This is a genomic window from Microbacterium murale (assembly GCF_014635185.1).
Taxonomy (GTDB): domain Bacteria; phylum Actinomycetota; class Actinomycetes; order Actinomycetales; family Microbacteriaceae; genus Microbacterium; species Microbacterium murale.
This window is the reverse complement of record NZ_BMCM01000001.1, coordinates 670,157-684,842: the sequence shown is the minus strand read 5'-3', so window position 1 is coordinate 684,842 and position 14,686 is coordinate 670,157. Positions and strand designations below refer to the sequence as shown.

At 67.1% G+C, this 14,686-nt stretch carries 13 protein-coding genes; 11 read left to right on the top strand and 2 right to left on the bottom strand.

What is annotated here, in order from left to right; all coding sequences use genetic code 11:
* Window positions 1-17 precede the first annotated feature (17 nt).
* Together IEV67_RS03255 and IEV67_RS03250 are read left to right on the top strand one after the other, a co-directional pair.
* Window positions 18-1,553 (top strand): carotenoid oxygenase family protein, encoded by a 1,536-nt coding sequence (locus IEV67_RS03255; protein ID WP_188435137.1) that lies wholly within the window; start codon window positions 18-20, stop codon window positions 1,551-1,553.
* Between the two features lie 31 nt (window positions 1,554-1,584).
* Window positions 1,585-3,036 (top strand): aldehyde dehydrogenase family protein, encoded by a 1,452-nt coding sequence (locus IEV67_RS03250; RefSeq protein ID WP_188435136.1) that lies wholly within the window; start codon window positions 1,585-1,587, stop codon window positions 3,034-3,036.
* A gap of 46 nt (window positions 3,037-3,082) precedes the next feature.
* Here the strand turns inward: IEV67_RS03250 and IEV67_RS03245 are convergent, their stop codons facing one another.
* The gene (locus IEV67_RS03245; RefSeq protein WP_188435135.1) at window positions 3,083-4,351 is read right to left on the bottom strand and encodes a helix-turn-helix domain-containing protein; all 1,269 of its coding nucleotides are present in this window, start codon (window positions 4,349-4,351) and stop codon (window positions 3,083-3,085) included.
* Window positions 4,352-4,531: 180 nt separating this feature from the next.
* Between IEV67_RS03245 and IEV67_RS03240 the strand changes: the two genes are divergently transcribed.
* Complete coding sequence (locus IEV67_RS03240; RefSeq protein WP_188435134.1) at window positions 4,532-6,121, top strand: MFS transporter; 1,590 nt, start codon at window positions 4,532-4,534, stop codon at window positions 6,119-6,121.
* On the top strand, window positions 6,118-6,582 hold the full coding sequence (locus tag IEV67_RS03235; RefSeq protein WP_188435133.1) for a DUF3237 domain-containing protein: 465 nt from the start codon (window positions 6,118-6,120) through the stop codon (window positions 6,580-6,582). Before IEV67_RS03240 ends, IEV67_RS03235 begins: the two co-directional genes overlap by 4 nt.
* Window positions 6,583-6,795: 213 nt before the next feature.
* Here IEV67_RS03235 and IEV67_RS03230 read toward each other — a convergent pair whose 3' ends face one another.
* Window positions 6,796-7,710, bottom strand: coding sequence for a LysR family transcriptional regulator (locus IEV67_RS03230; protein WP_188435132.1), 915 nt, complete (start codon window positions 7,708-7,710; stop codon window positions 6,796-6,798).
* A 119-nt stretch (window positions 7,711-7,829) separates the two neighbouring features.
* On the opposite strand from IEV67_RS03230, the gene IEV67_RS03225 reads away from it, so the two are divergent.
* The 7 genes from IEV67_RS03225 to IEV67_RS03195 are packed head-to-tail and all read left to right on the top strand — an operon-like array spanning window position 7,830 to window position 14,618.
* Complete coding sequence (locus IEV67_RS03225; RefSeq protein WP_188435131.1) at window positions 7,830-8,861, top strand: amidohydrolase family protein; 1,032 nt, start codon at window positions 7,830-7,832, stop codon at window positions 8,859-8,861.
* A 26-nt stretch (window positions 8,862-8,887) separates the two neighbouring features.
* On the top strand, window positions 8,888-9,580 hold the full coding sequence (ligK, locus tag IEV67_RS03220) for a 4-carboxy-4-hydroxy-2-oxoadipate aldolase/oxaloacetate decarboxylase (RefSeq protein ID WP_188435130.1): 693 nt from the start codon (window positions 8,888-8,890) through the stop codon (window positions 9,578-9,580).
* 1 nt (window position 9,581) lies between these two features.
* The gene (locus IEV67_RS03215) at window positions 9,582-10,532 is read left to right on the top strand and encodes an amidohydrolase family protein (RefSeq protein ID WP_229702678.1); all 951 of its coding nucleotides are present in this window, start codon (window positions 9,582-9,584) and stop codon (window positions 10,530-10,532) included.
* 2 nt (window positions 10,533-10,534) lie between these two features.
* Window positions 10,535-11,941, top strand: a complete 1,407-nt coding sequence (locus IEV67_RS03210) for a protocatechuate 4,5-dioxygenase subunit alpha/beta (protein ID WP_229702676.1) — start codon at window positions 10,535-10,537, stop codon at window positions 11,939-11,941.
* A 48-nt stretch (window positions 11,942-11,989) separates the two neighbouring features.
* Entirely contained in the window at window positions 11,990-12,952 is a 963-nt protein-coding gene (locus IEV67_RS03205) for a Gfo/Idh/MocA family oxidoreductase (protein WP_229702674.1), read from the top strand.
* Window positions 12,949-13,923 (top strand): aldo/keto reductase, encoded by a 975-nt coding sequence (locus IEV67_RS03200; protein WP_229702672.1) that lies wholly within the window; start codon window positions 12,949-12,951, stop codon window positions 13,921-13,923. Before IEV67_RS03205 ends, IEV67_RS03200 begins: the two co-directional genes overlap by 4 nt.
* Entirely contained in the window at window positions 13,920-14,618 is a 699-nt protein-coding gene (locus tag IEV67_RS03195) for a substrate-binding domain-containing protein (RefSeq protein WP_188435129.1), read from the top strand. The genes IEV67_RS03200 and IEV67_RS03195 overlap by 4 nt, the downstream gene beginning before the upstream one ends.
* Window positions 14,619-14,686: the final 68 nt, after the last annotated feature.

The window sequence follows — 14,686 nt, the reverse complement described above, 5'->3', positions numbered from 1 at the left end:
GATTCGAAGGAGCCCCCATGCGTGATGTGCCACTGGTGAACCCGACCACGATCGTGCCGCGCCCTCAGCCCGCTGAGCGCCACCCGGCGGATGTGCAGTGGGACACGGCCAACAAGTTCCTGAACGGCCCGTTCGCACCATGGGCCGAGGAGTCCGAGGCGTACGACCTGCCGGTCATCGGCAAGCTGCCCGAGGACCTCGCGGGCGCACTGTTCCGCATCGCCAACAACCCCCGCTTCGCCCCGCGCGACCTCGATCGCTACCACTGGTGGGAGGGCGATGGCGGCGTAGCGGCGACTTACATCCGCGACGGCAAGGCCTCCTTTCGCATGAAGTGGGTCATGACCGACTCGATGAAGATCGAGGTCGAGGCCGGCGAGGCCGTCTACAGCGGTTTCGTGAATGGCCTGGCCGCGCCGCCGGCCCAGATGCCCGCCGGTGCTCCGCCGGCGAAGAACGTCGCCAACACCAACGTCGGCCTGTTCGCCGACCACCTGCTGGTGTACTTCGAGGGCGGCCTGCCGCAGTCGCTGGATGCCGGAACCCTCGACACGTTCGGGAACTACGACTTCAACGGCGGCCTCGACGTGCTGTGCACCGCCCACTACAAGATCGACCCGCACAGCGGCAACATGCTCTTCTTCGCCGCGGTCGGTCAGAATCTCACCTGGTACGAGGCGGATGCCCGCAACGCGAACATCATCGACAGCTTCACGTTCGACATGGGCTGCCCCGCGATGGTGCACGACTACATCGTCAGCGAGCACCACGCGATCTTCCTCATCTCGCCCACGCAGTTCCGGATGGACCGGATCATGCAGGGCCGCCCCGGCGTGCTCTGGGACGAGGATGCCGTGCCGGACGGCAGCCGGTTCGCGGTGCTCGACCGCCGGACGAAGAAGGTGACCTGGTACGACACCGGACTCATGCTCGCCCCGACCCACTTCTTCAACGCCTACGAGACCGAGGACCGCATCGTCGTCGACCTGCATGTCATCTCGCGCCTGGGCAACCCGGCCGAGCACCCGGACGACCCGGTGGCTTCGCACAGCTGGTTCCCGCCGGCGATGGCGTGGAGGTTCGAGCTGGACCCGGTGACCAAGAAGGCGTCCAATCGGATGCTCAGCGGTGTGGCTGGTGAGTTCCCGATGATCAACGACGCGCTCCTCGGCCAGAAGCAGCAGTTCGGTTATTTCGCGACCACGCGCGACCTCACCCCGGAGACGATGACCGACGGCCTCGCCCGTTTCGACTTCGAGACCGGGCAGACGATCGTCATCGAGGGCGAGGATGCGCTGACCAACCCGAGCGAGCCCGTGTTCGTGCAGCGCCGTGGCGCGAACGCCGAGAACGATGGCTACCTGCTGTCGCTGTGGTGGAACCGCGAAACGGGATTGTCCGAGCTGCTCGTGCATGAGACGGTGTCCTTCACCGCCGCACCGCTGGCCCGGGTGAAGCTGCCCGTGCGCGTGCCGTTCGCGTTCCACGGTTCGTGGGCCGAGGCGGAGCAGTTGGATGCTGCCATCGCCGCGCAGCGTGAGAACGCCGCCTGACTCACCTCACACCACGAAAAAAGGATGAACGATGAGCACCACAATCTGGGAAGAGAAGATCTACACGAGCGGCGGCTTCGTGGCGGGTGAGGGTGGAACCCTCGACGTACTGGCCCCGGCAACGGGTGAGGTGATCGCGACGGTCGGCCAGGCCACCACCGCTGACCTCGACACCGCAGTCGCCGAGGCCACCAAGGCGCAGGTCGCGTGGGCGGCACTGCCGTACACCGAACGTGCCGCCGTCATGGCGAAGGCGTCGGCGATCCTGAAGGCCGCGCCCGAGCGGCTCACCGACTGGCTGATCCCCGAGTCCGGGTCCGGAGCGGGCAAGGCCGCATTCGAGGCGGGCCTGGTCGTCTCCGAGTTCGCCGAGGGTGCGGGCCTGGCCGCTCAGCCCTACGGACAGCTGCTGCGCAGCATGAAGCCGCGTACCTCGATCGGTCGGTACGTGCCCGTCGGCGTGGTGGGCGTGATCAGTCCGTTCAACTTCCCGTCGATCCTGTCGGCCCGCTCGATCGTCCCGGCGCTCGCGCTCGGCAACGCCGTGATCCTGAAGCCGGACCCGCGCACGCCCGTCGCCGGCGGACTCACCCTCGCCGAGATCCTCGCCGAAGCCGGTCTGCCCGATGGGCTGCTGCACGTGCTGCCAGGAGGGGCAGACGTCGGTGCCGCGCTGGTCGCGCACCCGGACGTGCCGTGCATCTCGTTCACGGGTTCCACGGCCGCCGGTCGCAAGATCGGCGAGGCCGCGGCTCCGCTGCTGAAGAAGCTGCACCTTGAGCTCGGCGGCAACAACGCCCTGCTCGTCATGCCCGACGCCGACGTGGATGCCGCGGCATCCGCCGGCGCGTGGGGATCGTTCCTGCACCAGGGGCAGATCTGCATGACCACGGGGCGTCACCTCGTGCACCGTTCCATGGCCGAGGAGTACACCGCCAAGCTCAGCGAGATCGCGAACCGCATCACCGTCGGCGACCCGACCGATCCGACCAACGCTCTCGGACCGATCATCGACGCCGGTCAGCTGTCGAAGATCGACGGCATCGTGCGGGACTCGGTCGCCGCCGGCGCGACGCTGAGCGCCGGGGGCACCTACGAAAACCTGTTCTACCGGCCGACCGTGCTGTCGAACGTGCCGCACGACGCTCCGGCGTTCTCGCAGGAGATCTTCGGACCGGTCGCCCCGATCACGACGTACGACACCGTCGACGAGGCCATCGACATCATCAACTCGTCCGAGTACGGACTGTCGGTCTCGGTGCTCACCGGCAACCCGTACGGAGCCTTCGAGCTCGCCGACCGGATCAAGTCGGGAGCCGTGCACATCAACGACCAGACCGTCGACGACGAGGCCGTCGCCCCGTTCGGCGGCACCAAGGCATCGGGCACGGGCGGTCACTTCGGCGGGTCGGCGAACCTCAGCACCTTCTGCGACCTGCAGTGGGTCACGATTCAGTCCGACATCGCGCGCTATCCGTTCTGACCTGGGGAGGGTGTGGCCTCGCTGTCGGTGGTGAGGGCACCCGTGGTCACCGAGGTGTCGCGACCAGGTCCGGGAAGGCGTGAGCCAACTCGAGGGCTGCGACCGTCTGCTGCGTGCGCGTGGTCGTAGACCTGCCCAGCAGCTCCTCCGCGCGTTTGACGCGGTACGCGACGGTGGTCGCCGCCACGTGCATGGCCGCGGCGGCGACCTGTCGGCTGCGCCCCTCCAGGAGGAAGTACCGCAGCGTCTCGCGGACCGCTTCGGTCTTGGGATCAGCGCCGAGCAGGCCGGCCAGTTCGCGACGCGTGAACGTTCGGGCCTGGTCACGGTCCGCACACAGCAGCGCGAGCAGTCCCACGTCGTCGTAGCGAACCACATCCGACGGACGGTTCATTGTCAGCCCGATCGCGCGAGCTGCGCGCGCAGCTCGCGTCGTGCCGACGAATCCGGCGACCCCGCGTTCGACGGTGCCGAGCGCGATCCGCATGCGGGTAGGCTTCCCAGCGTCGAATACGGCGCTGTCGAAGGCGCCTGCGTGCGGGAACGCCCAGTGGAATTCGACGTGATCGCCGCGCTCCACGACCAACCAGCTGCCGCCGAGTTGTCTCGCTACGCGCTCGGCGAAGCGGTAGGCGCTGTCTTCGGAGCCGAGGGCACGATTGCGCGATGTGGCCCACCCGGCTGCCGCAAGGTGATATCCGTCCCAGCGCAGGCCGACGGTCGCCTCCGTTCCCGCCGCGGGATCCTGGCCGCCGAGGACGGCGTCGACGATACGGCGCCTCTCGACGAGAAGCCGGCTCTCGCTCTCGAGTCGTTCGGTGGCGTACATGGAGCTGATGTCGTGCACGTAGCGATCGATGAACTGAGCGAGGAGCCTGACGAGCTCCCGAACCTCGTCGAGCAGCTCGGACGGCTCAGCGCGCTCGCCGATGACGTCGAGCAGTTGCTGTTCCACAGCGGCGTGGCAGGCCCACACGATCCGGAGCAGGCGATCCAGCGGAATCGCCGCGCGGGCGGCCACTCTCGCGTCGTCGAGGGCGGCCTCGGGTGTGACGATGCTGCCGGCACTGCTGTCGGCGAGCCCGATGAGGGTGGTCAGCAGGCATTCCTCGCAGCCGCGCGCCCCGGCGATCTCCGTGGGTGAACTCACATCATGCATCTGATCCGACAATCGGGCGATCACGGCGAGTGTGAGCTCGGCAGCCCAGTCCGCTGCCCCCGTGCCGACCCGAGATTCGGCGAGGGCCCGTAGGCGCGGCGAAGCCGCTGATGTCGCCGGATGTGCCGGGGACAGCGAAAGCAACCACTGACGCATGGGGATCTCCTCGTCGAATCTGTCGTTGGACAACAATCACGATAGGACAGTTCCTCGTCAGGAGAGAAGCGGGGGAGTGAGCCAGATGGTGAGACTTGTCGCTGAAGTGCCACCCGAGTCCGCAGAGACAGCGCTTCGCCCGGCCCGCCGGATCCCATTCCGCTACGAGGAGGTAGCTTCGTGAGTTCTCCAACCCCCCGCGATTCGATTGTGCATGCGATGCACGGTCCGACGATCTGGACCTCCGCAGCCGCGGTCTTCGTCGCTCAGATGTGCTTGACGGTCCTCGCCCCACTGAACGACTCGATTCAGGTCACCTTCGGCGCAAGCGCCACGCAACTGACATGGTTGACCGCCGCCGTCTTCATCCCAACCGCGCTGCTGGAGCTGAACTTCGGCGTGCTAGGCGACATCTTCGGACGCAAGAGGCTCATGCTGCTGGGTCTCGGCGTTGTCGCCATCGGCGCCGTGGTCGGCATGGTCGCATCCACTCTGATCGTGTTGGCGATCGCGTTGGTCCTGCTCGGTCTCGGTGCGGCGATCCTGCTGCCGTCGACGTTGGCATCGGCAGCCGAGTACTCTCCCGACGACGAGTCGCGAGCCCACGCGCTCTCGCGCTGGGCCATCGCCATCTCGCTCGGGGCGGCGGTGTCACCCCTGGCGGGCGCTCTGATGGTGCAGCAGTTCGGTCTCGGCTCGGCCTTCCTCCCGATCCTCGTGGCGTCGATCGTGGCCTTCGCGCTGGTGGCGCGTTTCGCGAACGAGAGCCGGTCCGTGCACAAGCGGGTGCTCGACTGGCCCGGCCAGATTACGGTGATCGTGGGTCTGGTGGCACTGATCTTCGCCGTGATCCACGGCTCCGAGGCCGGATACGGCAGCATCGAGGTCATCGCTGGATTCGTCGTCGCGGCGGTGGCTCTGGCGCTGTTCGGTTGGATCGAGGCCCGCAGTGAGAATCCGATGTTCCAGGTCCGCCTGCTCAAGATCCCGGCATTCGCGGCTGCGGCTGCCGCCGGGCTGCTGGGCATGCTCAGCTTCATGGGCACTGCCTACGCCGTCGCGATCAAGCTCGGTCCGATCGCGCACGCGGCGCCCCTCATGGTCGCCCTCCCGTTCGTGCTCATCCAACTGGTGCCGCTCGCGCTTGCCGGGTGGCTTCCGAAGCTCATCCATCGCGTCTCGCCGCGCACGCTGCTCGTGATCGGTCTCTTGCTGCTGGCCGTGGGGCAGGTCTGGCTCGCGATGCTGGCCGATGGCACCACCGACCTGCTGTCGCTGGCGGTGCCGATCCTCCTCCTCGGCATCGGCTTCATCGTGATGTTCACCTCCCTGACGGCCGCAGCCGTGAACTCCGTGAGCCGCGAGCACATCGGGATGGCATCCGGAGCCACCAGCCTGGTGCGCGAAACCGGACAGACGCTCGGGCCCGCGGTGGTCGCCGCTGTCGCGATCGGCACGGCGTCGTCGTCGACCGCTCAGCAGTTGAACTCCGGTGAGCTTCCTGCGGAGGTCGCCGGAGTGGCGAACGAGGTGTTCGCAGCCGGAGGACCGCTCGCGGTCGCGAACGCTCCGCTTCCCGATCCGATTCGAGACATCGTCGCGCCCATCGCAACGGCAGCTCTCGAGCAGGGATTCGACCTCGGCCTGTTCGCCATGGCCGGGCTCTCGGTCGTGTCGGCGCTGATCGTGCTGATCGTGATGCGCAAGTTGGCGAAGCCGGATGATCAGTCGAATCTCGCACCCGCCATCACCGAGGAAGAGAACGCATGATGCTCGCGCTGTCACACTTGACCACGTTGGAAGTGGAACTCGCACCCGCGCTGGAGGTGGGCAGGACCGCGGCTGGCGTGCGGCGGGTGATTCCCATCACCGGAGGTTTCTTCTCCGGGCCAAGGCTGAATGGGAAGATCCTGCCGGGCGGGGCGGACTGGAATGTTGCGCGCACCGACGGAATCACCCATCTGTGGGCAAGGTACACGCTGCGCACTGACACCGGTGAGCACATCATGATCACCAACGAAGGATGGGGAACGCAGGACGACGAGACCATGCGTCGGATCTTCAGCGGGGAGACGCAGCCGGACGAGGGATGGTACTGCCGCACGCAGCCGCAGTTCGAGGTGGACCTCGACGGGCCGTCGGCGTGGCTGAACGACGTCGTGTGCGTCGGAAGCCTGCGTCCTCCCCACCGCGCAGATCGTGTGACGGTGGACATCTTCCAGGTCGACTGACGAGATCGTGCCGTTCGCAGACGCTCCGCAAGACGCCGACCTCCAGCCGGTATTGATTCGTGACGAAAAGGCGGACGCTTGGGTGCTGCAGGTGAACGCCGAGGATGGCGCCCCGTGCGCGTGGGTGTATAAACGCGACCCTCGACTGACGCTGCCGTGGGATCGGGCGGTGCTCGACTTCGGATGCTGGCGATGCAAGTCTCGATGCGCGCGCTAGCCGGACCGCCGCCGATACTCACCCGCGGCGACAGCATCCAGCACCACCGAGCGGAACCATCTCTGTGCCGCAGACAGACTGGCCTCCCGCCGCGTGTAGAGCGACACGGGCGTGCTCTGTCCCGGCCAGGGGAGCTCGGCGATGCGCAACCCGGGGAACCAGCCGCAGAACACCTCGGCGACGTGCCGTGGCAGCAGCACGATCAGATCCGTCGCCTCCAGCACGGCGGGCACGGTCGCATACTCCTCGACGGTCAGCGCGACCTGCGGCATGAGGCCGTGCTCGGTCAGCGCCTGCAGCGGGAACACGTGACCGCCGCGCGCCGAGACGCGCACGAAGTGCCGGCCATCGAACATGTCCGGCCCGGTCGAGGGAAGCGGATGCTGCCCCGACGACAGGGCGACGTACTCGACCGCACGCACGTGCGTGCGCCACAGCCGCGGGCTGCCGATCATGGACACCGTCATCGCCAGGTCGATCGTGCCGCGGATGAGGCCGTCCTCGACCTGATCGGAGTCCAGACGCGCCACCTGCAGGTGCGGACTGGATGCCGCGCGAGCGAGTGCCGCCATGATCGGCGGCAGGAACGTCTGCTCGCCGATCGAGGTGAGACCGAGCGAGAGCTCGCCGCTGAAGCCGGCCGGCTCGAAAGCCTCGGGGTCGCTCACCGTCTCGTCGATCTGGGCAAGAGCCTCGTGCAGCGGCGCGAACAGGGCGGTGGCCTTCGCGGTCGGCACCATGTCGTGGCCCTCGCGGCGGAACAGCTCATCGCCGAACTTCTCGCGCAGCCGCCGCAGCGTGTAGCTGACGGTCGGCTGCGTGACATGCAGCCGCTCTGCCGCGGCCGTCACGCTGCGCAGTTCGTAGAGCACCACGAAGGTCCGCAACTGGTTCAGATCCGCCAGCGCCATCTATCGATCCTCTCTATGGAGAACGTGCTTCACATCTATTGGACTATATACAGCACCCGACCTAGAGTCGGGACCAGCAGCATCCGAGTTCAGCATCCGAGTGACAAGGACGACACGCGTTGATCATCGACATCCATGGCCACTACACCACCGCCCCTGCGCAGCTGGGCGCCTGGCGTGACCTGCAGATCGCCTTCACGAAGGGGAACGGTGAAGCGCCGAATCCCGCCGACCTGAAGATCAGCGATGACGACATCCGCGAGACCATCGAGGCCAACCAGCTGCGGTTGATGAATGATCGCGGTAGCGACCTCACCGTCTTCAGCCCCCGTGCGTCGTTCATGGCCCACCACATCGGCGACTTCACCGTCAGCGAGACGTGGGCACGCATCTGCAACGATCTCGTCGCCCGCGTCAGCGAGCTGTTCCCCGACCGCTTCCTGATGGGCGCGATGCTGCCGCAGTCGCCAGGCGTCGACCCGAAGACCACCATCGCCGAGCTGACCCGTGCAGTCGAAGAACTCGGCGCCGTCACCGTCAACCTCAACCCCGATCCGTCCGGCGGAAAATGGTCTGCTCCCGCGCTCACCGACCGCTCTTGGTACCCGATCTACGAGAAGCTCGTCGAGTACGAGCTCCCCGCCATGGTGCACGTCTCGACGACCTGCCGGCCCGACGTCTTCCACACCACCGGCGACCACTACCTCGGGGCCGACACGACCGCCTTCATGCAGCTGCTCAAGGGCGATCTGTTCAAGGACTTCCCCGACCTCAAGCTCGTCATCCCGCACGGCGGCGGTGCGGTGCCGTACCACTGGGGCCGGTTCCGCGGACTCGCGATGGCACTCGGCAAGCCCGAGCTCGAAGAGCACCTGCTGAACAACGTCTACTTCGACACCTGCGTCTACCACCAGCCGGGCATCGACCTGCTGACCGACGTCATCCCGACCGAGAACATCCTGTTCGCCAGCGAGATGATCGGCGCCGTCCGCGACATCGACCCCCGCACCGGCCACTACTTCGACGACACCAAGCGCTACGTCGACGCGACGACGAACCTCAGCGACTTCCAGCGCGACCTGGTCTTCGAGGGCAACGCCCGCAACGTCTACCCGCGTCTCGACCGTGCCCTCAAGGCCCGCGGACTCTGACTCTAGAAGCTCTGAAAGGCCCAAGAATGCGACTCAACAACCTCGGCATCGTCCGCACCAGCATCCAGCGTCCCGACCCCGACGACGTGGCCCGGCTCTCGCAGTTCGGCGTCGCCACGATCCACGAGGCGATGGGCCGCGTCGGCCTGATGCGCCCCTACATCCGCCCCGCCTACAACGGCGCGAAGCTGTGCGGCCCCGCCGTCACCGTGCTGCTGCAGCCCGGTGACAACTGGATGTTCCACGTCGCCGCCGAGCAGATCCAGGAAGGCGACGTCATCGTCGCCGGTTGCACCACCGAGAGCGAGGACGGTTTCTTCGGCGAACTGCTCGCCACCTCGCTGACTGCCCGGGGCTGCAAGGGTCTCGTGATCGACGGCGGTGTCCGCGACGTCGCCGACCTCGAGAAGATGGACTTCCCGGTGTTCTCGCGCGCCATCAACTCCAAGGGCACGGTCAAGGCCACGCTCGGCTCGGTCAACATCCCGGTCGTCGCGGCGAACGCGCTCGTCAACCCGGGTGACGTGGTCGTCGCCGACGTCGACGGCGTCGTCGTGGTTCCTCGTGAACTCGTGGGCGCGGTAGCGGATGCTTCGCAGAAGCGCGAGGACAACGAGGAGTCCAAGCGCCAGAAGTTCCGTGAAGGCGTGCTCGGACTCGACCTGTACGGCATGCGCGAGCCGCTGGCCGCCGCAGGCCTGGAATACGTGGAGGACTGAGATGGCGCACACCGGTATCGAACATGGAGTCACCACTGGTGACTTCACCAAGAGCGAGGGCTGGCTGGACTGGTACGACGGCCCGACCACGCCGACCTTCCGCCTGCCGGCGGGCGCGGTCGACGCGCACTGCCACGTCTTCGGCCCCGGCGAGCAGTTCCCCTACGCTCCGGAGCGCAAGTACACCCCGTGTGATGCCTCGGCAGAGCAGCTGTTTGCTCTGCGCGACCACCTCGGGTTCGACCGCAACGTGATCGTGCAGGCCACGTGCCACGGTGCCGACAACACTGCCCTGGTCGACGCACTGCGCCGCAGCGAAGGTCGTGCGCGCGGCGTCGCCACAGTCCGCCGCGATGTCACCGACGAGCAGCTGGCAGAGCTCCACGAGGCTGGCGTGCGCGGCGTGCGCTTCAACTTCGTCAAGCGCCTCGTCGATCGCGTGCCCACCGATTCGCTTCAGGAGATCGTCGCGAAGATCGCCCCGCTCGGATGGCACGTCGTCATCTACTTCGAAGCCGAAGACCTTCCCGAGCTCTACGACTTCTTCTCCAGCATCACGACAGACGTCGTCGTCGACCACATGGGCCGGCCCGACGTGACCAAAGACCCGAACGGCCCTGAGTTCGAGCTGTTCCTGCGGTTCATGCGTGAGAACCAGAACGTGTGGACCAAGGTCTCGTGCCCCGAGCGCCTCAGCGTCTCGGGGCCCCGCGCCCTCGATGGTGAGCAGCACGCGTACACCGACGTCGTGCCGTTCGCCCGTCGCGTGGTCGAGGAATTCCCCGACCGCGTGCTGTGGGGAACCGACTGGCCCCACCCCAACCTGAAGGACCACATGCCCGACGACGGGCTGCTGGTCGATTACATCCCTCAGATCGCGACGACGCCCGACCTGCAGCAGAAGCTGCTCGTCGACAACCCGCGCCGCCTCTACTGGCAAGAAGGAGCATGATCATGGCACTCGACAAGCCGTACAAGGACGTTCCAGGCACCACCATCTACGACGCCGAGCAGGCTCGTAAGGGCTATCACCTCAACCAGTTCTCGATGTCGCTGATGAAGCCGGAGAACCGAGAGCGCTTCCTCGCCGACCAGGAGGCCTACCTCGACGAGTGGCCTCTCAATGCCCGGCAGCGGCAGGCCGTGCTCGACATGGACATGAACACCATGATCGACGAGGGCGGCAACATCTACTTCCTCAGCAAGATCGGCGCGACGCATGGAATGAGCTTCCAGCAGATGGCCGGCTCCATGACCGGCATGAGCGAGGCGGCCTACCGCGACATGATGGTCGGCGGCGGACGTCGCCCCGAGGGCAACCGTCTGAAGGACCTCGACGGCTGGACTCCTCCCGCGCCGGGCGAGAAGGCCGACACGTTCCGGCCGAACGCGCCGGCGAAGTACACCTCGGCGCTGTTCACGTCGCATGTGCCGGCGATCGGCGCCGCGATGGACCTCGGTAAGACCGAGGAGCCGTACTGGAAGAAGGTGTTCGACGGTTACCAGTGGACGCGCAAGTGGGCCAAGGAGCAGAAGCCCGACGTCGTCATCCTCGTCTACAACGACCACGCCACCGCGTTCGACGCCTCCATCATCCCGACGTTCGTGCTCGGCACGGGCGCGGAGTATCCCGTCGCCGACGAGGGCTACGGCCCGCGTCCGGTTCCCGGCGTCAAGGGCTACCCCGAGCTCGCCGCGCACATCGCGCAGTCGGTGATCCAGGATGACTTCGACCTCACACTCGTGAACGAGATGGTCGTCGACCACGGCCTCACCGTGCCGCTGTCGCTGGTCTTCGGTGACCACGCCCCGGATGAGGAGTGGCCGGTCAAGGTCATCCCGCTCGCCGTGAACGTCGTGCAGTACCCGGTGCCCTCAGGTCGCCGCTGCTACGAACTGGGCCGCGCACTGCGTCGCGCGCTCGACAAGTGGGACGGCGAAGAGCTCAACGTGCAGATCTGGGGCACCGGCGGCATGAGCCACCAGCTGCAGGGTCCGCGCGCGGGTCTCATCAACGAGGAGTGGGACAACGCGTTCCTCGATCACCTCATCGAGGATCCGCTCGGCCTGACCGAGTGGCAGCACATGGAGTACGTCGACGAGGCGGGTTCCGAGGGCATCGAGCTCGTCGACTGGCTGATCGCGCGCGGCGCGATGGATGACCAGTTCGGCGGAGAGGCGCCGAAGATGAACCACCGGTTCTACCACGTGCCGGCATCCAACACCGCGGTCGGCCACCTCGTTCTCAGCAACCCGGTCGGCAAGACCGACCTCGCCGACGACGAAGCAGGCGTGGCTGAGCCCGCGGACCAGGTGCATGCCCCCGAGCCTGCGGAGACCGCGGCCGTGGCGAACGCCTGACATCCTGATATCGAAGTGCGACACATCGAAACGCGAAAGGGAGAGCGAATGACCGACAAGATCCGCGTCGCCGTCGTCGGCGCCAACGGCGCCTTCGGAATGAAGCACCTCGACGGCCTTCAGAACATCGAGGACGCCGAGGTGACGGTCGTCGCCGCCACCTCGCAGGAGAAGGCGGATGCTGTCGCCACGCAGTACGGCGTCGCGAACGCGGTCGTCGGGCTCGAGGGCGTTCTCGAGCGTGGCGATGTGGATGCCGTGATCCTCGCGACCCCGACCGGTCTGCACGCCGAGCAGACGCAGGCCGTGCTGGCGGCCGGCAAGCACGTGCAGGTCGAGATCCCCCTGGCGGATTCGCTGGCGGATGCTGAAGCCACCCTCGCTGCGGCGGAGGCGGCCGAAGCGGCGGACCTCGTGGCGATGGTCGGTCACACGCGCCGGTTCAACCCCTCGCACCAGCTCGTGCACGACAGGATCACCGCCGGCGAGTTCAACGTGCAGCAGATGGATGTGCAGACGTACTTCTTCCGTCGCACGAACACGAACGCCAAGGGCGAGGCGCGCTCGTGGACTGACCATCTGCTGTGGCACCATGCCGCGCATACGGTCGATCTCTTCGCCTACCAGGCGGGCAAGATCGTCGAGGCTCATGCGCTGCAGGGGCCGATCCATCCCGAGCTCGGCATCGCGATGGACATGTCGATCCAGCTGAAGAGCGAGACCGGCGCGATCTGCACCCTGTCGCTGTCGTTCAACAACGACGGCCCGTTCGGCACGTTCTTCCGTTACATCGGCGACACCGCGACCTACATCGCGCGCTACGACGACCTCTTCACCGGCAAGGAAGAGCAGATCGACGTCTCGAACGTGGCGGTCAGCATGAACGGCATCGAGCTGCAGGACCGTGAGTTCATCGCCGCGATCCGCGAGGGCCGCGAGCCGAACTCGTCGCTTCGTCAGGTGATCGACTGCTACCGCGTGCTCGGTCAGCTGGAGGAGCAACTCGCGTGATCCTTCCCCGCATGGGACTGGGCTGCATGAACCTCAGCCACGCCTACGGCATCCCGCCGTCTGAAGAGGAAGGCCTGGCACTGCTGCGCGAAGCGCTCGACAACGGCGTGACGCACCTCGACACGGCGACGCTGTACGGTGGCGGCCGCAACGAGGAACTCGTCGGCAAGGCTCTGAAGGGTCGCCGCGACGAGGTCGTGCTCGCCAGCAAGGGCGGCATGGCGATGGTCGACGGCGTGAAGGTCATCGACGGTCGTCCCGCGACGCTGCGTGCGCAGGTGGATGCTTCGCTGCGGCGCCTCGGCGTCGACCACATCGACCTCTACTACCTGCACCGCTGGGACAAGAGCGTGCCGATCGGCGAGAGCGTCGGCGCGCTGGCTTCGCTGGTCGACGCAGGGAAGATCGGCGCGACCGGACTCTCTGAGGTGTCGGTCGCGCGCCTGCGCGAGGCGCAAGCCGTCGCCCCGATCGCTGCCGTGCAGAACGAGTACTCGCTGTGGAGTCGCAATCCCGAACTGGGGATGCTTTCCGCGACGGCGGACGATGGGATCGCGCTCGTCGCGTTCTCGCCGGTGGCGCGCGGGTTCCTCGGCGACGCGGTCGGTGACCCTGCCTCCTTGACCGAGAAGGACATCCGACGGGCGATGCCGCGCTTCCAGCCGGAGAACTGGCCCGCCAACGCCGCACTGCTGCCGGCCTGGCGTGCGCTCGCCGCAGAGGCCGGATGTACTCCGGCGCAGCTCGCACTGGCGTGGCTGCTGTCGCGTGGTGAGCATGTCGTGCCGATCCCAGGGACGACGAGTGTTTCGCATATGCGTGAGAATCATGAGGCTACCGCGCTGACGATCGACGATTCCCTGCTGGCCCGCGCCGGCGCGCTGATCTCCACGTCCACGGTTGCGGGACCGCGCTATGCGCCCGGTCCCGCCGCCGAGGTGGATGCCGAGACGTTCGAGGATGCCGCGTGAGGGCCATTTCCTCGATGGCGACCCGTCATGTTCTCGCCGATCTCGCGGCCGCTGCGGTCGAAGCCGGGCTGCCCGAGCTGGACATCGATTCGGTCGGGGGAGTGGACGCTGCGGAGCGAGTCGCCGCCGGCGAGTCGTTCGACCTCGTGTTCCTCGCATCCGGTGCTCTCGTGAAGCTGGCGGATGCCGGCCATGTGGATGCTGCGACGGTGACGCCGCTGGTGCTGTCGCAGGTTGCCGTGGCCGTGCCGTCGCACTCGTCAGAGCCGGCGACGCGCCCCGAGGGGACCGCGTTTGCGGATGCGGCGGAGCTGCGCGAGGCTCTGCGCTCCGCGACCCGGATCGGGTACTCGACCGGGCCCAGCGGCACAGCGCTCGTGCAGATGATCGACGACTGGGGCCTGACCGACGAAGTCGGCGACCGGCTCATGCAGGCGAAGCCCGGCATCCCCGTGGCGAAGTCTGTTGCCGCCGGAGTCGTCGATCTCGGGTTCCAGCAGCTCAGCGAGCTCGTCGGCCAGCCCGGCATCCGCATCCTCGGCGTCATGCCCTCCGATTGTGCGATCGACACTGTATTCGCGGGCGCCGTGGTGACAGCATCCGCCTCGCCTGGCCATGCCGCCGAGGTGCTCGCGTTCCTCGCCGCTGAGGCGGCCCAGCCGATCAAGGCCGAGCACAACTTCAGTACGCCCTGAAGCCCGAGCGTTCCCATCTTGCAGGACGCAGCCGCCCGCACGCGACGCACGGCGTAACCTGCGGTGAT